Source organism: Acinetobacter sp. AOR43_HL (genome assembly GCF_027854635.1).
Classification (GTDB): Bacteria; Pseudomonadota; Gammaproteobacteria; order Pseudomonadales; family Moraxellaceae; genus Acinetobacter; species Acinetobacter pittii.
Genome location: NZ_JAKTHX010000029.1, coordinates 351513 through 373969, shown reverse-complemented (window position 1 = coordinate 373969; position 22457 = coordinate 351513). Strand labels below are relative to the sequence as shown.

General features: G+C 37.4%; 26 protein-coding genes. 2 read left to right on the top strand and 24 right to left on the bottom strand.

Translation table 11 applies throughout. The features are described 5' to 3' along the window. Positions 1–214 precede the first annotated feature (214 nt). Together zapE and MKL33_RS13645 are read right to left on the bottom strand one after the other, a co-directional pair. The gene (gene zapE, locus MKL33_RS13650) at positions 215–1357 is read right to left on the bottom strand and encodes a cell division protein ZapE (RefSeq protein WP_002117902.1); all 1143 of its coding nucleotides are present in this window, start codon (positions 1355–1357) and stop codon (positions 215–217) included. Between the two features lie 78 nt (positions 1358–1435). Beyond that, positions 1436–2458: an AraC family transcriptional regulator gene (locus MKL33_RS13645; protein WP_270907141.1), complete on the bottom strand. Its 1023-nt coding sequence runs from the start codon at positions 2456–2458 to the stop codon at positions 1436–1438. Positions 2459–2579: 121 nt separating this feature from the next. Here MKL33_RS13645 and MKL33_RS13640 point away from each other — a divergent pair, with 121 nt between their 5' ends. Beyond that, the gene (locus tag MKL33_RS13640) at positions 2580–4127 is read left to right on the top strand and encodes a flavin-containing monooxygenase (RefSeq protein WP_227061224.1); all 1548 of its coding nucleotides are present in this window, start codon (positions 2580–2582) and stop codon (positions 4125–4127) included. 46 nt (positions 4128–4173) lie between these two features. Beyond that, a complete protein-coding gene (locus MKL33_RS13635; RefSeq protein WP_270907140.1) occupies positions 4174–5085 on the top strand; it encodes a lysine exporter LysO family protein in 912 nt (303 codons plus the stop codon). Here MKL33_RS13635 and pyrF read toward each other — a convergent pair. The 22 genes from pyrF to MKL33_RS13525 all read right to left on the bottom strand — a co-directional run bounded on the left by pyrF (position 5082) and on the right by MKL33_RS13525 (position 22443). Further along, on the bottom strand, positions 5082–5780 hold the full coding sequence (gene pyrF, locus MKL33_RS13630; RefSeq protein ID WP_062848581.1) for an orotidine-5'-phosphate decarboxylase: 699 nt from the start codon (positions 5778–5780) through the stop codon (positions 5082–5084). The two genes, MKL33_RS13635 and pyrF, sit on opposite strands and share 4 nt — an antisense overlap. A gap of 180 nt (positions 5781–5960) precedes the next feature. After that, positions 5961–6326 carry a lipopolysaccharide assembly protein LapA domain-containing protein gene (locus MKL33_RS13625; protein WP_002121360.1) on the bottom strand — a complete coding sequence of 122 codons (366 nt, stop codon included), beginning with the start codon at positions 6324–6326 and terminating at the stop codon, positions 5961–5963. 25 nt (positions 6327–6351) lie between these two features. Beyond that, the gene (locus tag MKL33_RS13620) at positions 6352–6654 is read right to left on the bottom strand and encodes an integration host factor subunit beta (protein WP_002121337.1); all 303 of its coding nucleotides are present in this window, start codon (positions 6652–6654) and stop codon (positions 6352–6354) included. A gap of 156 nt (positions 6655–6810) precedes the next feature. Beyond that, on the bottom strand, positions 6811–8484 hold the full coding sequence (gene rpsA / locus MKL33_RS13615; RefSeq protein WP_002121348.1) for a 30S ribosomal protein S1: 1674 nt from the start codon (positions 8482–8484) through the stop codon (positions 6811–6813). 111 nt (positions 8485–8595) lie between these two features. Continuing rightward, on the bottom strand, positions 8596–9276 hold the full coding sequence (gene cmk / locus MKL33_RS13610) for a (d)CMP kinase (RefSeq protein WP_005069521.1): 681 nt from the start codon (positions 9274–9276) through the stop codon (positions 8596–8598). 10 nt (positions 9277–9286) lie between these two features. After that, positions 9287–9727: an SRPBCC family protein gene (locus MKL33_RS13605; protein ID WP_057085613.1), complete on the bottom strand. Its 441-nt coding sequence runs from the start codon at positions 9725–9727 to the stop codon at positions 9287–9289. 70 nt (positions 9728–9797) lie between these two features. Further along, on the bottom strand, positions 9798–10301 hold the full coding sequence (gene tadA / locus MKL33_RS13600) for a tRNA adenosine(34) deaminase TadA (protein WP_002121378.1): 504 nt from the start codon (positions 10299–10301) through the stop codon (positions 9798–9800). A 5-nt stretch (positions 10302–10306) separates the two neighbouring features. Next, a complete protein-coding gene (locus MKL33_RS13595) occupies positions 10307–11431 on the bottom strand; it encodes an enoyl-CoA hydratase/isomerase family protein (RefSeq protein ID WP_014206599.1) in 1125 nt (374 codons plus the stop codon). Beyond that, entirely contained in the window at positions 11428–12141 is a 714-nt protein-coding gene (gene ung / locus MKL33_RS13590) for a uracil-DNA glycosylase (protein WP_005069527.1), read from the bottom strand. The genes MKL33_RS13595 and ung overlap by 4 nt, the downstream gene beginning before the upstream one ends. Before the next feature lie 53 nt (positions 12142–12194). Then, complete coding sequence (locus MKL33_RS13585; protein ID WP_017386831.1) at positions 12195–12791, bottom strand: 6-pyruvoyl trahydropterin synthase family protein; 597 nt, start codon at positions 12789–12791, stop codon at positions 12195–12197. A gap of 227 nt (positions 12792–13018) precedes the next feature. Then, positions 13019–13978: a type II secretion system minor pseudopilin GspK gene (gene gspK, locus MKL33_RS13580; RefSeq protein WP_270907139.1), complete on the bottom strand. Its 960-nt coding sequence runs from the start codon at positions 13976–13978 to the stop codon at positions 13019–13021. Beyond that, a complete protein-coding gene (gene gspJ, locus MKL33_RS13575) occupies positions 13979–14794 on the bottom strand; it encodes a type II secretion system minor pseudopilin GspJ (protein ID WP_270907138.1) in 816 nt (271 codons plus the stop codon). Further along, entirely contained in the window at positions 14794–15174 is a 381-nt protein-coding gene (gene gspI, locus MKL33_RS13570; RefSeq protein ID WP_064784081.1) for a type II secretion system minor pseudopilin GspI, read from the bottom strand. Before gspI ends, gspJ begins: the two co-directional genes overlap by 1 nt. Continuing rightward, the gene (locus tag MKL33_RS13565; protein WP_270907137.1) at positions 15164–15718 is read right to left on the bottom strand and encodes a type II secretion system protein; all 555 of its coding nucleotides are present in this window, start codon (positions 15716–15718) and stop codon (positions 15164–15166) included. The genes gspI and MKL33_RS13565 overlap by 11 nt, the downstream gene beginning before the upstream one ends. 6 nt (positions 15719–15724) lie before the next feature. Continuing rightward, a complete protein-coding gene (locus MKL33_RS13560; protein ID WP_014206595.1) occupies positions 15725–16333 on the bottom strand; it encodes a TetR/AcrR family transcriptional regulator in 609 nt (202 codons plus the stop codon). A 36-nt stretch (positions 16334–16369) separates the two neighbouring features. Beyond that, on the bottom strand, positions 16370–17143 hold the full coding sequence (locus MKL33_RS13555) for a TatD family hydrolase (protein ID WP_060465740.1): 774 nt from the start codon (positions 17141–17143) through the stop codon (positions 16370–16372). A gap of 17 nt (positions 17144–17160) precedes the next feature. Continuing rightward, positions 17161–17502 (bottom strand): PilZ domain-containing protein, encoded by a 342-nt coding sequence (locus tag MKL33_RS13550; protein WP_002121335.1) that lies wholly within the window; start codon positions 17500–17502, stop codon positions 17161–17163. Between the two features lie 10 nt (positions 17503–17512). Continuing rightward, positions 17513–18493: a DNA polymerase III subunit delta' gene (locus MKL33_RS13545; protein WP_060465741.1), complete on the bottom strand. Its 981-nt coding sequence runs from the start codon at positions 18491–18493 to the stop codon at positions 17513–17515. 13 nt (positions 18494–18506) lie between these two features. Beyond that, the gene (gene kdsB / locus MKL33_RS13540; protein ID WP_270907136.1) at positions 18507–19268 is read right to left on the bottom strand and encodes a 3-deoxy-manno-octulosonate cytidylyltransferase; all 762 of its coding nucleotides are present in this window, start codon (positions 19266–19268) and stop codon (positions 18507–18509) included. Between the two features lie 9 nt (positions 19269–19277). After that, entirely contained in the window at positions 19278–20288 is a 1011-nt protein-coding gene (gene lpxK / locus MKL33_RS13535; RefSeq protein ID WP_060465743.1) for a tetraacyldisaccharide 4'-kinase, read from the bottom strand. Positions 20289–20290: 2 nt separating this feature from the next. Continuing rightward, complete coding sequence (gene msbA, locus MKL33_RS13530) at positions 20291–22018, bottom strand: lipid A export permease/ATP-binding protein MsbA (RefSeq protein ID WP_017386824.1); 1728 nt, start codon at positions 22016–22018, stop codon at positions 20291–20293. After that, positions 22015–22443: an ExbD/TolR family protein gene (locus MKL33_RS13525; protein WP_005069548.1), complete on the bottom strand. Its 429-nt coding sequence runs from the start codon at positions 22441–22443 to the stop codon at positions 22015–22017. Before MKL33_RS13525 ends, msbA begins: the two co-directional genes overlap by 4 nt. Positions 22444–22457 lie beyond the last annotated feature (14 nt).

Below are 22457 nucleotides of genomic sequence, written 5' to 3'. Positions count from 1 at the left end.
TTCTAACTAGGATTCCCATCAATTTATTCAATATTTAAAGATACTGAAACTAGACTTTTTGTTAACAGACAAAAAGTTTCACTATCTTGTTTTTCTAAAGCGTATTTAGTTATATCAAACTTTGCTGCGTGAAAAAGCACTATTTAATTAAATTTATCTATTTTTTGTTATAAAAAAAGCGCTCTATCTAGAGCGCTTTTCATATCTATTTTACTTAAGAGGTTTTTGTAGCATCAATATGTCGGTGTTCAGAATGTAAATATTCATCAGACTGCATTTCTAGCAAACGCGAACGTGTACGTTCAATTTCAAATGCTAATTTTTCACCTTGATAAATATCAATAATACTATCTTGAGACGTTAAAAGTAATTTCACACCTCGATCATAAAACTCATCGACTAGATAAATAAAGCGACGAGTACCTTCAGATAAGAAATCTGTCAAATGAGGAACATTACTCACTAGAACCGTATTATAAATATTCGCAATTTCAATAAAATCTGCCGGGCTACGTGGTTTAAAGCAGAGTTCAGAAAACTCACACCACAACACATCTTCTGTATGCCCCAGAGTCTCGACAACACGATTATTAATCACAATCGGCTCTTGAGAATGAGCTTGTGTATGAGTTAAAGCACTAAAACGTTCAGCCATCCAGCTTTGAGCTTCATTCGTTAATGGCGATTTAAATAATTGAGCTTGTTTTAGTACACGCAAACGATAGTCCACACCTGCATCTACATTTAAAACAGCACAGTTCTTTTTAACCATTTCAATGGTTGGCAAGAAACGATCACGGTGAATACCGTTTTTATATAAGCCATCTGGTGCAATGTTTGATGTTGCAATTAATGTCACACCACGAACAAATAATTTTTGGAATAAATCGCTTAAGATCATTGCATCTGTTACGTTTGATACAAAGAACTCATCGAAACAGATAACGACAGCATCTTTATAGATTTGGTCAGCTACGATTTCAAGTGGATTACGTTGGCCTGAAAGCTTATTTAGCTCTTTATGAACATGTTGCATGAAATGATGAAAATGCATACGCGTTTTACGGCGAAATGGCACAGACTCGTAAAATTGATCCATAAGCCAAGTTTTACCACGCCCTACTCCGCCCCACATATATACACCTTTAGGTGAAGTTTGGCGACGAAAACGACGGAAAGCTTTTTTTGAGGCTTTATAACGGTTTAAAAGTTCTTTCCATACGCGATCTAATTCTTGCACTGCCTGTGCTTGCGCTTCATCTGCCATAAATTGACCTGAAGCTAAAGCCTCAGCATAGCGTTCTGCTGGGGAAGAAGGTGTGAATGCAGTACTATGAGAAGATTTTAAATTTAACATATCGTTTTATTTCAATTTTAACTGATGAAGAGTATAGCGAACATTTTGTTCAACCACATTAGCTTTTAGCATCAAGAGTTACGACGATGACTCTTTTGCATATTGTCGAGGACTCTGTCCAAACCATCGTTTGAATGCATGATTAAATGCCGCAGGTTCAGAATAGCCGAGTAATTCGGCAACAACTTCTATTGAGTATTCCCTATATTCCATAAGCTTCAATGCCTTATTCTTGATAATTTGTTCACGAATTTGCTTATAACTCGTATTTAGCTGTTGCAGTTGATGCCTTAATGTCCTTTCAGGCATTTTCAATGCAAAAGCCGTTTCCGCCATACTCGGGATAATTCCTTGTTGCAGTTCAAGATAATCTTGCACACATTGTATGATATGTGGAGTTTGATGATCTTGTTGATTTAATCTTGTTATTTCTGCAATACATTTTGATTCATAGATACGATGTGTGATGATATCGGCAGAAGGAATCTTGATTTCAAGTACATCCTTACTTAGGCTAAATGCCGCATATTTACCATTAAAATGCACATCTTCGCCATAATATGCAAAATAATGTGACAAAGTATCTATATCAGCAGGCTTTTCAAATGGGAGTTCTATACGCATCGTAGGTATTTGTAATCCCATCATCGTATAAATATCTTGAATAAATTTATAAGTTCCAGAGATTTCACACTGTGCCCGTAACTGACCAATTTCCGTTTTTAAATCAACAGGCAAATAATTTAAAATCGTCCGCTCATCATTTTCATATAAAGCCAAGCTACCAAATAAATGCGTAAGCTTTTGATATTTTATACCCTTATTTAAAGCAGTTTGAATATCATTACTTGTGACAAGTAGCATAAGCAATGGGCCGTAACCAGCTAAAGCATAATGCTGTCCAATAAATAAACCCTTTTCAGGCTCTACATTTTTACTAATTATTTGTTGAATGTCCCATTCAAGACGATCATGAATTGTAGAGCTCGGGTCTAAAGCATCGACTTTAATACCTATATCGGCCAAACGTGAGTCGACATCAATGCCAGCATTGCGCATTCCTTGAATTAAATAGATTAAACCAAGTATCGACCGTTTCATTCTTCTATCAATTTCCTTAGACTGAAATGTTTTACTATAAAGAAGCAAGAAAATTAATTGCCGAATCTATCAATTTTCACGTCGATACAATCATGTTTAAACTGATTAAAAAACGTTAGTCTTGCGTGCAATCCTCTTTTCAGCTTATGCAGGGTTTCCAATGCTAAACGCAAAGCAAGATGCTATTCAAAAAACTAAAATCGCTATTATTGGTGCTGGCTTTGGTGGCCTAGCAATGGCAATCCGTTTACTACAAAATCAACAGCAAGACTTTGTTATTTTAGAAAAATCAAATGATGTCGGTGGAACTTGGCGAGAAAATCGTTATCCGGGTGCAGCGTGTGATGTTCAATCTCATATGTATTCATTGTCTTTTGCGCCAAAAACAGATTGGACAAAACGCTATGCTGAGGGATCAGAGATCTTTAATTATATTCAAGACATTACACAGAAATATAAAATTAAAGATTACTGCAAGTTTAACCATGACGTAACTCATGTCCAATATGATGAAACACGTCATGTGTGGACTCTAGATTTTAAGAATCAACCTTCTATAGAAGCGCAATTTGTAGTTTTTGCATCTGGTCCCCTACACATCCCACAAATTCCTGCTATCAAGGGGATCGAGAAATTCAAAGGAAAAGTGTTTCATTCCTCACAATGGGAACATGACTATGATTTAAACGGAAAGTCAGTCGCATCTATTGGTACAGGTGGTAGCGCAATTCAATATATTCCTGAAATAGCCAAAGATGTTAAACAGCTCTATGTATTTCAAAGAACAGCTGCATGGGTAATACCACGCGATGAGCGCAAATATTCAAGCTTAAGTAAAGCATTATTCAAATCTTCTAATATTTATCGCCAGATTCATCGTAGTCGTCTTTACTGGAGTAATGAATCTCGCGTTGTACCCATTGTTCAACCTCAAATCATGAAATATGGCCAAAAATTGGCAGAAGCATTCATCCGTTTTCAAGTCAAAGATAAAGAGTTAGCAAAAAAACTCACACCTGACTTCGTTATGGGATGTAAACGTATTCTTATCTCAAATAAATACTTTCCTACCTTTAACCGAAAAAATGTTGAGCTAGTAACTGATAGTATTCAAGAGATTAAAGAAAACACTATTGTTACTAAAGATGGTCAAGAACGACCTATTGATTGTTTAATTTACGGTACAGGTTTTATTACTGACCCACGCATTTATTTAAAACATTTCACATGTATCGGACGTAATCAAATCGAGTTAAAACAAGCATGGAAAGATGGTGCTGAAAGCTATTACGGTATTATGACTAAAAACTTTCCCAATCTATTCCAACTGGTAGGCCCTAATACAGTTCTAGGTCATAATTCGATTATTTTTATGATTGAATCTCAAGTAAATTACATTTTACAGCTTATTCAGTTAGTAGAAGAGTCTGGTCAAAAAGCAATTGAGATCAAGCCTGAAATTCAAGACGCTTTTAACGAACGTGTCCAAAAGCAGCTGCAAGGAACCGTATGGCAAGCTGGTGGGTGTAGTAGTTGGTATCAATCTGCCGATGGTAGAAACTTTTCACTATGGCCAACTTACACATGGAAATATTGGTTAGAAACACGTAAAGTTAAGCCCAAAGACTACTTACTTTTAAATAAAAGCTCACAGAGCTATGCAGCTTAAAATGTTCAAGACATAATAGGTAGGTTGATAACAATCTACCTATTATATGCAATCTTTTTATCTCATCATTCAAATTTTTTTAGTACTTGCTTTCGGTTATTTCCTAGCACCCAAACTATCTATAAATATCCGACACTTTATATTTAAAATACTGCCCTATTTTTCTTATATTCTTTTAGCTAGTGTAGCTTTTGAATTAACATTGGCCCTTGATCAAATCGAGAATACTTCTGCCATACTCCCACCAGCGATTATCATTGCTCTTACCACGTCTTTTGGTTCGTTCTTTACGTGTTTATTTGCTTATACAATTTTTGATAAACAAAGCGTCAAAGGAAAAATCTCCCTACAACTTTTTGTAAATGCTTTAAAGAACATTGCGAAGGCTTTTTTTGCACTAGGTGTCGGTGTTTTATTCGGCGCTATCATTACTCAATTCACCTCACATATCGCATTTAATAGCTGGTATTTATTATTACTTTTTATTTTCTTAATTGGTATTGAACTTGCCTTTACCCACTTTAACCGCACTTGGTTAAGCTGGAAGATTTTAATTGTACCGTTAGCTGCTTTTATAGGGTCATGTATAGCGGGCTTTTTGAATTACTACTTACTTCACAAACATTTTACACTTAATGAAACTTTAGCTTTAGCACAAGGTTATGGCTGGTATTCAATGTCAGGGATTTTATTTACACAATTACACTCGGCAGAACTAGGTGGAATTGCCTTATTAACTGACTTATTTAGAGAAATTGTTGCTATTTTTCTAATGTATACCATGGGTTGGCGTTTTCCACGCCCTGCTATCTCAAGTGCAGGCGCAACCTCCATGGATGTTACCTTAGCAATGGTAAAACAGTCATGTGGTACACATTATGTACCACATGCCATGATGAGTGGCTTATTATTAAGCCTACTCGCGCCGTTATTAATTAGCTTATTTCTAAATTTTTAGGCAATTGAAGCCAGAATAGATTTCAACATTTCTGTTGGGTTTTCTGCTTTAGTAATCGGTCGACCAATTACCAGATGCGTAGAGCCATCAAGCATAGCTTGCTTTGGAGTCACAATACGTTTTTGGTCGTCTGCATTAGAACCCTCTGGGCGAATTCCTGGTGTTACCAGAGAGAAGTCTTGCCCGATCAATTCACGAAGAATCTTAGCTTCTTGAGCAGAACAAACCACCCCATCCAAGCCACTTTCTTTAGTTAATTTAGCTAAGCGCTTCACATGCTCTACAGGTTCAATATCTAAACCAATATCTTTTAAATCTTCACGGCCCATTGATGTGAGTACTGTCACAGCAATAAGTTGAGTTTGATAGTTACCTGCTTTTAAACGTTCAACACAGGTTTCCATCATTTTACGACCACCTGAAGCGTGAACATTTACCATCCATACGCCTAAATCAGCTGCCGCACAAACAGCTTGAGCTGTAGTATTAGGAATATCGTGAAATTTAAGGTCAAGGAAAACTTCAAAATTTTGTTCTTGGAGTTTTTTTACAACAGATGGGCCTTCATGAGTAAAAAGCTCTTTACCTACTTTTACACGGCATAAAGCAGGGTCAAGCTGTTCAACAATTTTTAAAGCGTCATATTGGCTTTTTGCATCTAACGCAACAATGATACTCAAGAGACTTTCTTCCATCATATAAAATCAGCGTTATTATAATAGACAAATCATGAAGGAATAAAGGAATGTAGAGGCTCGCTTTTCAAATTTAAAAGCGATAAGACTAAAAGAGTTTATATTTAGAAGAATAAAAGAAGAACAGATTAAATTAGGGAGATACTACTCTTTACTCATCAATAAAGAGTAGTACGGGGATTATAGCGGAGTAGAATTTTTATCTTGCGGATAAATATCTACAACGGTTTTTTCATGTCTTACATTTGCAGCTGCTTCAGCCGCTGCTAATTGAGCACTTTGGATTTGTTCTTTTCTTAAATGGTCAATATCTTTACGCAGGCGTTTAATTTCCCAACCTTTTTGGAATACTCTGAAAACCTGTACACCAAGTAAAAGACCGACCACTGTTCCTAGTACTAATGTGAGTAGCAATAATAAGCCTAAACGCATAGCTGGAACTTGGGTAAATAACAAATCAACAGAAAGTTCTGTTGGATTCTGCAAAACAAGTGCTAAAGAATAGCCAAATACAACAATAAGCAATGCAATTAAAATATAACGCATAGGCACCCCGACTTATAAATTTTATTTATTTCCCAGATTCGTTTACTGCGTCACGAAGGGCTTTTCCGGGTTTAAAATGTGGAACAGCTTTAGCTGCAACTTCAACTGATTTTCCTGTTTTAGGATTGCGACCAACTCTTGGATCACGGTGGTGTAAAGCAAAGCTACCAAAACCACGGATTTCAATTCGATTATCAGTTGATAGTGCTTCTATCATTTGATCAATCATAATTTTAACCGCCTCTTCCACCAAAGGTTCAGCTAAGTGTGGGTTTTTTAGCGCAATGCGTTCAATCAAATCAGACTTATTAAGAGCTTCAGTAGTCATCTACGACCTCGTTATTTATTGCTACTCTATGTCGTTCGATAATAACCTGTTTAAATACAAAACGGTAGCGCAGTATGTTGAATACTAGGCTACCGTTTACAGTAATTTGTATAAAAAGTACAATTCCGTTACATGAAACTGTACTTTGTTAACTTATTACTTCATTTGTGCTTTGATCAAGTCACCAATAGTCTTAGGACCATTGTCTTGACTTGTAGTTGCTGTACGCAAGCTAGCAACTGCTTCTTTCTCTTCAGCTTCGTCTTTCGCTTTGATAGACAAGTTGATAGAGCGAGATTTACGATCAACGTTAATGATCTTCGCTTCAACTTCTTGACCAACTTCTAAGAATTTAGTCGCATCTTCTACGCGGTCACGGTTGATTTCAGAAGCTTTAAGAGTTGCTTCAACTTCGTCAGCTAACTTAACAGTTGCGCCACGAGCATCAACTGCAGTTACAGTACCTTTAACTAAAGCACCACGTTCGTTAGCAGCTAAGAAGTCATTGAACGGATCGCTGTTCAATTGCTTGATACCAAGGCTGATACGGTTACCTTCAGCGTCTACAGACAAGATAACAGCTTCAACAGTGTCACCTTTCTTGTAACGACGAATAGCTTCTTCACCTTGCTCGTTCCAAGAAATATCAGACAAGTGTACTAAACCGTCGATACCGCCGTTCAAGCCAATGAAGATACCAAAGTCAGTGATAGACTTGATAGTACCAGATACTTTTTCGCCTTTCTCATGAGCTTTAGCAAACTCTTCCCATGGGTTAGCACGAGTTTGTTTGATACCAAGGCTAATACGACGACGTTCTTCATCAACTTCAAGAACCATAACATCAACTTCATCACCAATCTGAACAACTTTAGATGGGTGGATGTTTTTGTTAGTGTGGTCCATTTCAGAAACGTGAACTAAACCTTCAACGCCTTCAGCGATTTCAGCAAAACAACCGTAGTCAGTTAAGTTAGTTACGCGAGCTTTAACGATAGAACCTTTAGGGTAACGGCTCATGATCGCTAACCATGGATCTTCGCCTAATTGTTTAAGGCCTAAAGATACGCGGTTACGTTCACGGTCAAATTTAAGTACTTTAACAGTAACTTCTTGACCAACTTCAACAACTTCTGAAGGGTGCTTGATACGCTTCCAAGCCATATCTGTGATATGTAGAAGACCATCAATACCGCCAAGATCAACGAATGCACCGTAATCAGTAAGGTTTTTGATTGTACCTGTAACTGTTTGACCTTCTTCAAGTTGAGCAAGTAATGCTTCACGGTCAGCAGAAGATTCAGCTTCCATAACAGCACGACGAGATACAACAACGTTATTACGTTTAGCATCAAGTTTAATTACTTTGAACTCTAACTCTTTACCTTCAAGGTGAGTAGTGTCACGAATAGGACGAGTGTCAACTAATGAACCTGGTAAGAATGCACGAACAGGACCGATGTCAACAGTGAAACCGCCTTTAACTTTACCAGAGATAACACCAGTAACGATTTCGCCATCTTCAAAGATTTTTTCAAGTTTAGTCCAAGTTTCAGCACGCTTAGCTTTTTCACGTGATAAAACTGTTTGACCCATACCGTTGTCAAGAGCTTCAACAACTACGTCAACAGTATCACCAACCTGAACTTCAAGTTCACGTTGTTCATTTAAAAATTCAGCACGGTCAACAATGCCTTCAGACTTTAGGCCAGTGTCAACAGTTACCCAGTCGCTATCGATGTTTACAACAACACCTTGGATGACTGCACCCTTTTCAACGTTGAGGTTTAATTCACTTTCTTCAAAGAGGGCTGCAAAAGATTCGGTCATGATATACCTGATAAATTCAGCGGTCTTGGATCAGACAAGGCCGGTTTAGTTAAGTATCAACATAGTCTTTATAGACTGATCAAGCTATGCTTCAACTGATAATTCTATTTACTAAATAGTACGGCTATCGACATAATCAACCATTAACTTAAATACCTGATCGATCGTTAATTCCGAACTATCAATGATATAAGCATCTTTGGCTGGCTTGAGCGGAGCAACTTCTCGCTCCATATCTCTTTTGTCTCGTGCCTGTATATTAGCTAAAATGTCGTTTATTTTAGCATCTAGCCCCATACCCTGCAACTGTTTTACTCTTCGCTCAGCGCGTGACTCTGCCGAAGCTGTCAGATAAATTTTGGCATTGGCTTCTGGAAAGATAGATGTTGCCATATCACGGCCATCTGCAACTAAACCAGGACTTTGCGCAAAAGCTCTTTGTCTTTCAAATAGTGCCTGTCTAAGCTCTGGAACCACTGCAACTTTTGAAGCGTACTCACCAACTCGCTCTGTACGGATTGTTTGAGATACATCTTCGCCATCTAAGAAGACCAAAATCCCTGAGGTAGACGTTTCAAATTTAATGTCCAGTTGACGTGCATATTGAATGCATTCATCAAGCTGACTATCTAATTTCTCTAATAAATCGTGTTTATGTAATGACAACCCCAATAAACGATATAAGGCACCCGAATCGAGTAAATGATATTGATAATGTGCTGCAAGTTTTGCAGCCAATGTTCCTTTACCCGAACCACTCGGACCATCAATAGTAATAATTTGAACTGTCATTGAACTCTCACTAAGAAGCAAATGCTTTAGCTAATCTCGAAAAGCCTAGTGTAATGGCTAGTTTTAGCTGTGCAAGGATTAATTTACTGACCACTGGCGCTTTTGCCGTTAACTCGATGCGGTATTTAACTAAGGTAATGTATGGTGTGATCTCAGAAAACTCGATTCTGCCTAAATGATGTTTAATCAAAGGATTGTCTATTAATTTATACTCAATACTTTTATTTTCTTCCAACAATGTAATTTCTTCTTTAAGTGGCTTAATTGGACCAAATCCCATACGTCGAATTGAGCCTAAACCATCAGGTCTTTTAGAATCTGCGGAGTCTTTAACACGCACAACTTGTAAAGGTGCAAAAGCAGTATTGTAAGTTGAATGCTTAGAGAGCAAATTAAATACATCAGTAAGAGGAGCATTAAATTCTTTTTCTACGGTAATTACATTACGCATTGGATCGTCCTTATTAAATAGAATCATGGCATTAAAACCGCGTTAGTTTGCCATAAGAGTATGTTAATTTTTAATCATTTAAGGACGTTTTTTGTTGTTTCTCTTGTTTCTTTTGCTCACGTCTTTGTTTAAAAAAATGGCTAAGCTGTTGTGCACATTTTTCTTGTAGACAGCCATTCTGAAATGTAAACCTATGATTATAATAACCTTGCTGTAATAACTGACGCGCACTCACCAAAGAGCCTGCTTTAGGTTCTGGCGTACCAAAAACCACATGTTTAATTCTTGCATGTACGAGCGCACCTACACACATAGTACATGGCTCAAGAGTAACATATAAAGTCGTATCTTCGGGTAATCGATAATTTTCTAAAGAGGAACACGCTGCACGGATAGCTTGAATTTCTGCATGTGCAGTTGGATCTAATAAAGTAATTGGAGCATTATAACCAGATCCAATTACTCGATTTTGGCTCACCAGAACCGCTCCAACAGGTATCTCACCCTGCTGGGCGGCTAATTCAGCTTGCTCGTAAGCAAGCTGCATCCAGTATTCATCACTATATTCAGTCATTTATTTTAGGTGATCACACCGTGTTGTCTAAGTAAGGCATTCCAGCTATCAATAGAAGTCACTGGTGGACAATCAGCCAATATACCTCTCAAGCTTAGATCGTCACATGGTTTCCATTCAGGTGATAAATCTTTATCAACTAAGCGTGCGCGAACACCTTCCACAAAGTCAGGATGACGGATTTTCCACTCAGAAATCTGAGCCTCTAGATCAAAGACCTCATCCCATGAGTGAATTTGTTTGCCCCATTGCCACAGTAACCAAGTAATTGCCGCGGTACTAGGTGATCCTTTTTGCAAATTCTCACTCGCTTGACGTAACCAATCACTGCTCGCATCACGCAAGCTAACAATAGCTTGATAGTCTTGTTCAAAATTAAAACCACGGCAAACGCTATGAATTACATCAAGTGAGTTTTGCAATGGACCTGCCGCAACAGGACGGTGCAAACTATTTAAAGTATCATCAATTGCTCGGAAATCCCCTGCAGGATAATGAGCCCAGTTAATATTTAAAACTTTTTGCAAAACATTATCACGCTGAGCTTCACAAATATGTGTTGCCCAACCGATGCTATACGCCCCAGCAGCAGTCATAATTGAACCAGTTAAACCCGTAAACAAACCTATTGGACCACGATCTGCCAAGAAACGGCTCGCACCAACATCAGGATATAAACCAATATTAATTTCAGGCATTGCTAAACGTGAATATGGCGTCACTAGACGGAATGGTGCAGCCATAAACAAGCCTAAACCACCGCCCATTACATAACCTTCTCCCCAAACCACAACCGGTTTAGCATAATTATGTAAAAGTAAATCTAAAGCATATTCCTGCTGGAAGAACTTATTTGCGGTATCGACTTCTTGATTTATAACAAGTTGGCGTAATTTTCTAACATCACCACCTGCACAAAAAGCTTTTGGTGTAGTTGAGTCTAACCAAATTGCTTTAACCTGTTCATCGTCACGGAAATCTTCAAATACACGCAATAATGCCGTTACGATTGATTCGTCTAAAGCATGTAACGATTTAGGACGATTCAAACGTACTATACGCCAGCCGTTTTTTGCTTCTTCAACCACCAAGTCCGGGTGATAGTTATTTACATTGGGAGAGTTCATCATGCGTCCAATTGCCAGTCTATGGGCTCAATGCCATGTTGTTTCAAATATTGATTTGTTTTTGAAAACACTTTGCATCCAAAAAATCCCCCTCTATTTGCAGCAAGAGGTGATGGATGTGCGGCTGTTAAAACCAAGTGTTTATCTCTATTTATACGTTGTCCTTTGCGCTGTGCATAAGCACCCCACAAAATAAATACTATATGTTGTCTCTGTTCATTTAGAACATCAATAACTTCATCAGTAAATGCTTCCCAACCTTGCTTTTGATGTGAGGTTGGCTGTCCAGCTTCAACCGTAAGCACACTATTGAGTAAAAGTACGCCTTGCGTAGCCCATTTTGTTAAGTCACCATGGCGAGGAGCTGGAATACCCAAATCTGTATGTAATTCATGAAAAATATTGCGCAAAGATGGTGGTAATGCAATACCTTTTTGAACAGAGAAACTTAATCCATTCGCTTGGTTTGGCCCGTGATATGGGTCTTGCCCTAAAATCACAACTTTCACATCAGCCAGTGGTGTGGTATTTAAAGCATTAAAGATCTGTTTACTAGGCGGATATATTATTTTCTGAGCTTGTTTCTGTTGAAATAAGAAATCGCGCAAACTATCCATCTGAGGACTTAATAGAAAAGGTGCTAAAGATCTTTTCCAACTTTCTTCTAATTGAACTTTACTGAGTTTATCTTGCTGTTGCTCAGTTAATTGCATTAATGTCATCCTAGATCAATTTTCAATTCTACAAATAAAATAAGTAATTCGATTTATACTTCGACTTGCAAATCAACTTGAGGATTATTAAATTTAATCCCTTTTTTCAAGTCTTCATACATTTGTGGATTTGTCCACTCTATCTGAATTTGTTCTGAAAAAACAATTCCATCAAGACTTAAAATACCCATTTGTTCGTTTTGAATATCTTCAATAAAGCTTTGAGCATATCCAGTATCAGTCTCATGAACAATAACAGAATATACTTCAACATCACCTTCCCCATTTTGAGTGACTGTTGATTGTAAAACTTGCTGAGCTAGATAAAAGAAAATACGTGAAAACTGTTCAGCAGATGGTGAAACAGGTAAAGAAATCCAACGAGCACTAAAAGTCTGACATGCATCAATATATTGAGAATCATCTTTTTCCCAAAAACAGATTGCGTGATCAAAGCTGTCGAATAGGTCTTTTATTACTCCTTTTAGGAGTCCAAAATCATAAACCATTTGCCCATGATCTAATTTCGAAGCTTTAAGCAATAACTCAACTTTATAGCTATGTCCATGAATTGATCGCTTACAACGATCCGATGTACAGTTACGTACAACATGTGCATTTTCAAACTTAAATAACTTACGAATTAACATGTGCCAAATCGATCATTCCTTCTAAGAACATTATTATAAAGCAAAAGACGAAAATTTCGCACCACTTTTCAATTAGAAACAATTAGCAAAAAGTATGATAAGACTGATGAAGAAATATTGAATATAAACATATAGAAAGTTTATATTTACTTTAACGTTTAACTTGAGAAAAATTTATAATTACAAACTTCAAAAACATTAAAAGTAAATAAATCATAAATTTTCAATTAGTTAAAAGGTGCCATATTTCTAGAATATACATAGACCTGCTTATCACTGCGCATTAAGGCACTTGTAAATTGTCTTTTTCTATTATTCAACACAACCTCAATTTGTGCTTGAAAAAAGTTCGACTTCACATCTAAAAGGCTATTAACTTCAGTTTTCTTTTGCGCATCAACTGCTGAAAAAGCATTCAATTGCCATAATTCATCAATATTTTGAAAGAACTTTAAATTCTGTTGACGTAATTGAAGTTCTTTTTCTATAGTCCCTAAATCTAATTTTTGATCAATACTCGCTAATACTAATGGAGATGCGGTATTAACATTCACTTTTGTATTTTCAGGTAATGCAGAAATATATGGTGCTATTAAATCATATTTCTTGCCTTCAAAACCTCTTACCAATTTCAACTCTTCTATACGATGAAATTTAGCATTTGAAGCCAAATAGCCAGGCTCAAGTCCTTCATAATAGTTACTTTCTGCCCCCATAGGGCCGCTTGGTTCATCATCTGGATCTTGCCAATCAATAACTGCTTGACTTAACTCTGCTGGCAATCCTACACGCACAAGCAATCGCTCAAACCAATTTTTAGCAGCTTCGTTTACCTTGCCTTCATTGGTCGTTAAATTGTTTAGATTAAATTTTCCTGACTCATCTAGTAAGCGCCCCGATACGGCTCCATCTTCTATTGGGAAAGGTGGCATTGGCTGAGCCCAACTTTCCTTTAAATGATCGATACCACCAGCATTATTTGCATCTTGAATTAATAATTCAGAAAAAAAAGCTTCTGCACTTTTTGCATAGAGTAATGACTGATTTTGACGCATCAAATAACCCGTATTTTCCATCGTATTAGTTTGATGCTTTGCGATAGAGGCAGCTAAAATTGTAGCCAAAGCAACCATTATCAAAATTGTGAGTAACGCTACACCTTGCTGATTTTTTTTATAGAGTAACATTTATTGACCTCCCTGTTTGGAGAGCGATAAGTCACCTTGGTTTAAGCTATAAATCCACTCATAACTTACACCTGCAACCGTAAGTTGCATTTTTATTCCTTTTGGCAACTTCCTAAATTCATCAGGTTTTGTAGGGTCAATATTAACTTCAGGCCACTTTGTTACTTCTTGAGGTGTCAAAACCATAATTTGAAATTGTTCAACTTGGCTCAACAGCGTACTTGATAAGGGTTGCTCTCTATTTGAAGTATTTAAGTTACTATATTTAAGGCGATGAAGCTTTTTTTGATCAGGATCATATCGATATTCGATACGCTCAAAAGGTGATAATCCTTGCTTTAATGGATCAGTAACACCCGCCTTACTAAAGCGGAGAACTTGATTATCAATCTCTAAAGCTGGACGTAATTGCCCGCCTTGATTGGCTGATAAAGGTATAATTTGCAATGTATCACGCAAAACTTGTTGATAAGCATCTTGTAATTCAAATAGCTGCACTTCATGTTGAGTATTACGATCGCGAACTTTTAATAAATAGTCAAAAACCTTCCAACCCAACAAAGATAAAATAGCAAAAATTGCAATTGAAACTAAAAGCTCAACTAAAGTAAATCCTGAGGCACGAGTTAATCGAGCACTGCTCGATCGTGTCGCAAGATGAGAAACTATGTTTCGAGTGTGAGAGTCTTTAAAGCAATGCTTTGTCTGAGCAGAAGACGAAGAGCTTTGCTCAGAGTAACCCCTCATCATCTGCTCCGATCGTACCGCAAGACGGGAAGCTGAGCTTGGAGAGCGAAAACTTTTATTCTTTATCATTATTTTGCTTTCATTGGATAATTAAAAAATACCAAGTGAGTAATACCATTTTGAACTTTGCCCTTATCAGAATCATATAAGCTAATTTGTAAATCTACTTTCTGAACATTCGGGCTAATTGTAGATTGTGCAGATTTGTCAATCTGCCAAGTTTCGCCTTGAGAAGTAATTTGCTTACTTTGAGTACCTTCAAGCCATTCCTGATTTATCTCCATTAAAGCAATTTCATTCATTGCTACAAACTGAGCTTTTGTTCTAAGAATTGCATTTGAGGTAGATTGAGTATATTGCATGGCTACTTTAGTTAACGCGACAGCCGCCACTGCAAAAATTGCTAAAGCAACCATTACTTCTAATAGAGTAAAGCCTTTAGATTTCATTTATTTTACCCAAATGATCAATTTGTATTTCTGAACCAATTGGTTTTTGTTCAAAGTAAAACTGTATTTTCACAGTTTTAGCTTCACCGTTACCGAACCAGATTAACTGGGGAGCCTGCCCTCCAATTAAATCGGTATTCGTAGCTTTTGAATAGTTTTGCTCATCTAAAGGTTGTATTGTAAACGATACATGTCTAGGCAACTGGCGTGTATTAAACTCAGAATATTTCTGCCAGCGATTTTTTAAATCTTGGACTTGTAATTTACTCTGGTCATGATACTCATACAATTCATAAGAAAATGGTGAAACATCTGTTTCACTGAGAGTAGATAAAGCTAAAACACGAGACTGATCAAGCGACTCTTTACCAATTTTATGCATATCAAGCAAAAATAACTCTCTTGCTTGCATCGCTTTCTTTTGGTCAACGCCACCTATGTTGAGTACAACTAGAGAAGTCATAATCGTCATAATAACAATCACCACCATCACTTCTATGAGAGTAAAACCTTTTTGGGATTTAAGCGGTGATTGAGATTTCATATCGACCTAAGCATATTGCTCAACAGCTTGTTTAGGTAAGGCTAAAGCCTGATCAATATAAGCCACTCTTAAAGTGTCTCTTGAACCTAAATATCGTTGATAAAAACTTGAATTGAGAATAGCTGCTGCACCATGAGTTAATGACCAAATAGAAGCAAGATAATCTCGTGTAGGCATATTGCTTTGAATAGATTCTAGGTAATGGTCTGTCATCCGAATGATAATTCGCAATCTCTGTTTACGCACTTGATAAAGTTCATGAAAAAGATGATGTACGCCTTGAGCAGTGATTGAGAGTTTTTCTTCAATTTGATGAAATAAAACTGTTCGTTCAGGATGATGTAAATGATGCAACATGAAAAAGGCCAAATGCTCTGGAAAGGCTTTTTCAGTATCTTGAACCATTTCAAGTAACATACGCTCATTACGAATAATCAACAGCATGTACAACTCATCTTTACTTTGAAAGTGTTTGTACAAAGTTCCTTTTGCTAAATCAAGCTCAGCAGCCAAGACATCAAGTGTCATTCCGGCTTCGCCATTTTCTAGCAATAATTGTTCCGCAACCTGAAATATTAATACTTCTCTTGCTCGGAACTGAGCCTGACGATCCATCTTCACGCAATTACTCTCTTATATAGTTTCTATAACCTAAATCGCTTTTAGCAAGTTCTCAAAATTTTGTGAGGTGATCATTGCAATTTCCTCAATCGATTTATCATATACATCACTGAGCGCTTTGGCTACATAAGGCACATATTTTGGTTCATTTGTTTTACCACGATATGGGACAGGTGCTAAATACGGACTATCTGTTTCAATTAAAAGGCGATCTAGTGGGACCTGTTTAGCTACATCGCGCAAATCCTGTGCATTCTTAAATGACACAATACCGGAAAAAGAAATGTAATAACCACAATCAAGCACAGCTTTAGCAGTTTCCCAATCTTCGGTAAAACAATGCAGAATCCCATGGGTTGATTGTTCAGCACGGATAATATCTACCGTATCATGCTTTGCTGATCGGGTATGAACGACAACTGGTTTTTTTACAATTTTTGAAGCTTGGATATGTCTTGCAAAACACACCTTTTGCTCTTCAATAAAATCTGTACTGTGAAAATAGTCCAGTCCAGTTTCACCTAAAGCCCATACTTTTTCTGATTGAGCCAATTCAACCAAATACTCAGTTGTTGCACGTGCCATTGTGTCCACATCCTCGCAAGGGTGTACACCTACCGTATAACCAACATCTGCATGTTTATTTGCAATTTCAGCCAATACAATATGGTCATCGAGATCAACGGAAATTGCCATAAACTTAGACACTCCTTCTGCTCGCGCCGCTGCAAGCGCAAGGTCCAGATCACCGTTATAAGGCGTTAAATCTAACATCGTTAAATGGCAATGCGTATCAACAAACACTTTTCTTTCCTATTTAATTACATCGTATAACTTGGACGGTCTAAAGACATACTACCAGCCAAAACTCGTTCTGCCTCAGTTTTATAGTAAATTCCCTTATCTCCACTTAACTGAATAGCAAAACCTTGAGGTTTAAATCCACTTTGCTTATGGGAGATCCAGATTACTTTGCCTGTTAGAGGAATTTTTTGAGACTGCTCAGGCAAAGTCGCTAAAATGAAAATTTCTTGTCCCATCTTTACCTTTTGTTTTGATGGTACGAATAGGCCTCCACCTTGCACATATCCCATATAGCTTGCTTGCAAAGTAGCTTTATCAGGAATATTTACCTGAATAATCCCCCCCATTTGCGGCTGCATAGTTTTCCCCTTAAATATTCATTAACGTTATAAATAATTGATCAATAATAAGTTGGCTTTGTACATTTTGTTCAACAAGCTTTTTTGCTTGCTGTAATTCACTATAAATATTAAATAAGCTTTCTAAATCATAATATGGGCTTAACTGATCAAAATCTAAATCAGTATTTTTCTGTGGCTGGTTTAGCTTGACACAAATTAAATCACCCAACAAGTATTCAAAAAGCATTATAAAATCATTAAAACTTAATTCTTTTTGCCATTTGCCTGAGAAAAATAAAGGCATATTTTTTTGAGCAACAATTTTAAGCCAATCATTTAAGAAAACTTGCCTTTTCGCAAACCAGTCACTTTGAGCAATTTCTATTGCTTGTAAAGGCATATCATTAGATAAGCCAAGCAGTAAATCAGGCTGCACTTCCGCAAGTTCAGATAAATGCTCATTCAAATAAGAAGTAGCTTGCTCATATGAAATACGATCTAAAGCGAAATGTTGCAATCGGCTACGAATAGTGGCCGGTAGTTTAAGATAGTGATCAGCTAATAAAATTAAAACAACACGCTCGCCTGGTTCTTCTAAAGTCTTTAGCAAAGCATTTGAAGATGCCAAATTAAGTGCTTCTGCAGGCTCAATCACAATAACGCGCCAACCCTCTCCCGTTTGTTGTACGAAAGGTAGTAAGTCACGAATCTTTTCTATTTTAATTTTTGCATTCTGTTTTTTATTTTCTTCATCCGTTGTGATATGAACATAATTGGGATGAGTGTCTGATTTTAACCATTGGCAACTACTACATTCACCACAAGGGCCCTGCGGCTGCTTATTTAAACAAAGTACCCATGCCAAAAACTGCTTAGCAAAAGCATGTTTTCCACAACCTTGCTTGCCGTAAAACAAGAGACCATGTCCAATTTTGGGAAACCTTGTTGTCAAGGTGTCCCATGTTGTTTGCTGCCAAGGATAGACCTTTGAAGTTACATTCGGATTCATTAAAAATTAACGCTTATTCAAAAGATTCAACAGGCATATTATTTAAGCGATCAAGATCAGCTTGTGTGTCCACACCGGGTGGTAAATTTGCTTCTGCTACCGCAATTGCAATTCGATGACCATTTTCTAAAACACGCAATTGTTCAAGACTCTCAAGCTTTTCAAGCTTACCCATATCCCATGTTACATATTCTTGTAATAAGTTCACTCGATAAGCATACAAACCTAAATGACGAAATGCTTGTGTATGTAAAGTCGGTTCAGCGTGCTTAGCCCCATCTCGATCATAAGGAATGGTAGCCCGACTAAAATATAAAGCTTCATTTTGTTTAGACATGACTACTTTTACAATACTGTCACGCTGAAACTCATCTAAGGTATGAATTGGCTCACACAACGTAGACATCGAACAATTTGGTTTATCTACCAAAAGTTTTGCAACTTGTTGAACAAGTTGAGCTGGCAACAAAGGTTCATCACCTTGAACATTTACAATAATATCGTCTGCATCCCAGCCCTTAATGCGAGCAACCTCACTTAAACGGTCTGTACCCGAAGAATGATCAGCGCTGGTAAGAACTACATCAATTCCATCTGCACGGCAGATCTCAGCAATACGTTCGTCATCTGTTGCCACGCACAAATCATCAAAACCTTCGACTTTTTTTGCCTGATCCACTACACGTAAAATCATAGGACGGTTATGAATAAGCAACAATGGTTTACCTGGCAAACGCGAACTTGAGAAGCGTGCTGGAATGACGATGTGTTTCATTTTTTCTTCCTAAGATAATTGAATATCAAGTTCTTGCAATTGCATTTTTAAAACCTGATAACACTGTGTAGACAGGACAGCTTTAACAGGAACTACCCAAATAGATTGTTTAAATTCAGGATGTTTTTCAAGTAATGGTAATAGTTTAACTGCATCTTTTTCAGTTGTAATAAGTGGCAGCTCGTCATTAAAAATTAAATCATTGATTGTGTAATCATGATGATCGCGAAATGCATGCTCTTGAAATTGCTTCAACCCTAGATCTTTAAGTGTTTGATAAAACCGTTGAGGAAAACCAATACCAACTACAGCATGATAATTATTCTCAAGATTAAAGCTTGGTTTAGAATTAGATAAAGGGTTAAGTAAATATGGCTGTCCTGTCTCGAGATGCATGTTTAATTCTGTAGCAGGTTTATGAGTATGCTCAATCACTGTTCCAGTTTCTAAACGTTGAACAGGCTCTCGCAGATAACCTTCAGGTAATAGTTTTTTATTCCCTAAACCACGATTTTGATCCAGTACAATCCACTCGATCTGTCGATCTAATGCCCAATGCTGCAACCCATCATCACTAATAATCAAATCTATTTCTGATGACTCAAGCAATAACTCTATTGCGGCCTGCCTATTAGGACCTACTGCCATTGGTACACGTGTAGCCTGAACAATTAATGCTGGCTCATCCCCAGCTTGAGCTACTTGGCCGCCCGAGGTAACCAGCAGTGGAAAAGGACCATTACCCCCATATCCCCGACTGATTACCCCTACTTTTACATTATGCTGCTGTAGATAATTCACCAGTTGTATGAGCAACGGAGTTTTTCCACTTCCACCTACTGTGATATTACCTATAACCATCACAGGTACAGGCGCTTTATAAACTTGTTTAAAACCTGAATTATAAAGATTACGATTTAGTAAAAACCCAGCCCGATACAAGCAAGACAATGGACGTAAAGCAATCAACCAACTCGATTGTTTATTCCATGCATTCTGGATCAGCTGGGTTAATGACATGCTTAGTTATCCTCGAAATTACGCTGATGTAATTGATAATAAGCACCATGTTTTGCGAGGAGTTCTTGATGAGTACCTTGTTCAACAATTTGTCCTTGATCCATCACTACAATACGGTCAGCATTCTCAATTGTTGATAAACGGTGAGCAATCACAATGGTAGTGCGGTCTTGCATTGCTTCATCAAATGCTTGCTGAATGAAATGTTCAGATTCATTATCAAGAGCACTTGTAGCTTCATCTAAAATTAATATTGGAGCATTCTTTAAAATTGCTCGAGCAATAGCAATTCGCTGACGCTGACCACCGGATAAGTTTAGGCCCTGTGCCCCTAAAACAGTATCATAACCATTTGGTAAATTCATAATGAAGTCATGTGCATATGCAGCTTTTGCAGCGGCATGAATTTCCTCATCTGAGGCACCTTGCAACTGGCCATACGCAATGTTTTCACGAACAGTACGATTAAATAATACAACTTGCTGATTTACCATTGCGATTTGGGTACGCAAACAAGAAAGATCAATGTCATTAATTGGCAAACCATCTAAGTAAATTTGCCCACTTGATACTTCTTGGAAACGTACCAACATATTAACTAATGAGCTTTTACCAGCGCCTGAACGCCCGACTAATGCTACAGTTTGACCAGGGAGAATATCTAAAGAGAAGTCTTTAATAGCCTGTACGCCATCAGCATAATTTAATGCCACATGATCAAAACGAATCGCACCATTTAGTTTAGGTTTCAACTGACCATTATTTTGCTCTTCAGGCAAATCCAATAGTTCAAAAACAGAATGAGCTGCCGCCAAACCACGTTGTAACTTTTCATTAACGTCAGTTAAATTTTTTACTGGTTTTGCTAATAAACCAGCAGCTGTAAGGTAAGCCACGAACTCACCAGCACTAGTATTACCTAAAATCTGTGGTCGTAAAGCTAACCATACAATAAGGGCCATCGCACAAGCCATTACTACCTGAACCACAGGGCTATTCAGGTTTTGTACAATTACCATTTTTAAACCACGTTTTAAGTTTTCTTCTGATGACTTATAGAACCGTTCTTGTTCAGACTCTTCACCAGCAAAAGTTTTTACTACAGCATTACCATTGATACTCTCTTGAACAACGTGGTTCACGTCACCCATCGTATCTTGAACCTGTAATGAGAGTTTTCGCATACGTTTTGAAGCTTTACGTACCAATACACCAATTACAGGTAAAAATACAAAAATACATAGCGTAAGACGCCAATTGGTATAAAACAGGTAGCCTAACAGTCCCAGAGTAATCATCCCATCCCTAACAATGGTTCTTAATGACTCCGAAGAAGCTGCCGTTAGCTGCTCAACGTTATACATAATCTTGGCAGTAATATGGCCAGATGAATTATCGAGGTAATATTGTGCCGGTAGTCTTAAAAGTTTGGCATAAACTTCTTGGCGAATACTAAAAACTAAACTACGTGAAATCACCGCAGTATAGTAACCTCCCATAAAAAGGCCTAAACCACGGAAAAAAACCAATAAAATGATTAATAATGGGAACCAATCCAAATCACCTCTACTGCCATTTTGGATTGCATCAATAATAAATTTAATCAATTTAGCAACGGAGACTTCTGTTGCTGAGTTAATACCGAACCCGATAAGAACTAATAAGGCCACGCCCCAATAAGGTTTTAAATAGGCTATGAGACGCAAATAAACCTTAAAATCTTGATTCACTCAGAAAAACCTCTAGAAGGAACTTTGGTACTAATATTGATGTTAACAAAACCGAGTTGTCCTGCTACATCCATAACGCGAATTACATCCTGATGAGACGCTTTGGCATCCGCAGCAATGATGAACATAAAATCACGGCGCTCTTGAGCAACTTGCTTAATCGCAGTACTCAGATCAGCAACCTCTTTAGACGAAAGTGCCTGACCATTTACAGCATAATGACCAGAAGAGTCTACCACGACTTCAATTTTGTGATCGTACTGTTTTGGTGGAACACCTTGTGCATCTGGTAACGTTAAATTGAGGCGACTTGGCTGATTAAAAGTAGTCGATAGTAATAAAAAAACCAAAATGAACAACAAACAGTCAATCATAGGCGTTAAATTGATATGAATGTCTTCAACCTGAGAACGTTTAAATTTCATCTGGCTATTCACCC

Excerpts from the sequence above, each read along its gene's own strand:
- zapE (WP_002117902.1), bottom strand. The coding sequence starts at position 1,357 with ATGTTAAATTTAAAATCTTCTCATAGTACTGCATTCACACCTTCTTCC.
- MKL33_RS13645 (WP_270907141.1), bottom strand. The coding sequence starts at position 2,458 with ATGAAACGGTCGATACTTGGTTTAATCTATTTAATTCAAGGAATGCGC.
- MKL33_RS13635 (WP_270907140.1), top strand. The coding sequence starts at position 4,174 with ATGCAATCTTTTTATCTCATCATTCAAATTTTTTTAGTACTTGCTTTC.
- pyrF (WP_062848581.1), bottom strand. The coding sequence starts at position 5,780 with ATGGAAGAAAGTCTCTTGAGTATCATTGTTGCGTTAGATGCAAAAAGC.
- MKL33_RS13625 (WP_002121360.1), bottom strand. The coding sequence starts at position 6,326 with ATGCGTTATATTTTAATTGCATTGCTTATTGTTGTATTTGGCTATTCT.
- MKL33_RS13620 (WP_002121337.1), bottom strand. The coding sequence starts at position 6,654 with ATGACTACTGAAGCTCTTAATAAGTCTGATTTGATTGAACGCATTGCG.
- rpsA (WP_002121348.1), bottom strand. The coding sequence starts at position 8,484 with ATGACCGAATCTTTTGCAGCCCTCTTTGAAGAAAGTGAATTAAACCTC.
- cmk (WP_005069521.1), bottom strand. The coding sequence starts at position 9,276 with ATGACAGTTCAAATTATTACTATTGATGGTCCGAGTGGTTCGGGTAAA.
- MKL33_RS13605 (WP_057085613.1), bottom strand. The coding sequence starts at position 9,727 with ATGCGTAATGTAATTACCGTAGAAAAAGAATTTAATGCTCCTCTTACT.
- tadA (WP_002121378.1), bottom strand. The coding sequence starts at position 10,301 with ATGACTGAATATAGTGATGAATACTGGATGCAGCTTGCTTACGAGCAA.
- MKL33_RS13595 (WP_014206599.1), bottom strand. The coding sequence starts at position 11,431 with ATGATGAACTCTCCCAATGTAAATAACTATCACCCGGACTTGGTGGTT.
- ung (WP_005069527.1), bottom strand. The coding sequence starts at position 12,141 with ATGCAATTAACTGAGCAACAGCAAGATAAACTCAGTAAAGTTCAATTA.
- MKL33_RS13585 (WP_017386831.1), bottom strand. The coding sequence starts at position 12,791 with ATGTTAATTCGTAAGTTATTTAAGTTTGAAAATGCACATGTTGTACGT.
- gspK (WP_270907139.1), bottom strand. The coding sequence starts at position 13,978 with ATGTTACTCTATAAAAAAAATCAGCAAGGTGTAGCGTTACTCACAATT.
- gspJ (WP_270907138.1), bottom strand. The coding sequence starts at position 14,794 with ATGATAAAGAATAAAAGTTTTCGCTCTCCAAGCTCAGCTTCCCGTCTT.
- gspI (WP_064784081.1), bottom strand. The coding sequence starts at position 15,174 with ATGAAATCTAAAGGCTTTACTCTATTAGAAGTAATGGTTGCTTTAGCA.
- MKL33_RS13565 (WP_270907137.1), bottom strand. The coding sequence starts at position 15,718 with ATGAAATCTCAATCACCGCTTAAATCCCAAAAAGGTTTTACTCTCATA.
- MKL33_RS13560 (WP_014206595.1), bottom strand. The coding sequence starts at position 16,333 with ATGGATCGTCAGGCTCAGTTCCGAGCAAGAGAAGTATTAATATTTCAG.
- MKL33_RS13550 (WP_002121335.1), bottom strand. The coding sequence starts at position 17,502 with ATGCAGCCGCAAATGGGGGGGATTATTCAGGTAAATATTCCTGATAAA.
- MKL33_RS13545 (WP_060465741.1), bottom strand. The coding sequence starts at position 18,493 with ATGAATCCGAATGTAACTTCAAAGGTCTATCCTTGGCAGCAAACAACA.
- kdsB (WP_270907136.1), bottom strand. The coding sequence starts at position 19,268 with ATGAAACACATCGTCATTCCAGCACGCTTCTCAAGTTCGCGTTTGCCA.
- lpxK (WP_060465743.1), bottom strand. The coding sequence starts at position 20,288 with ATGTCATTAACCCAGCTGATCCAGAATGCATGGAATAAACAATCGAGT.
- MKL33_RS13525 (WP_005069548.1), bottom strand. The coding sequence starts at position 22,443 with ATGAAATTTAAACGTTCTCAGGTTGAAGACATTCATATCAATTTAACG.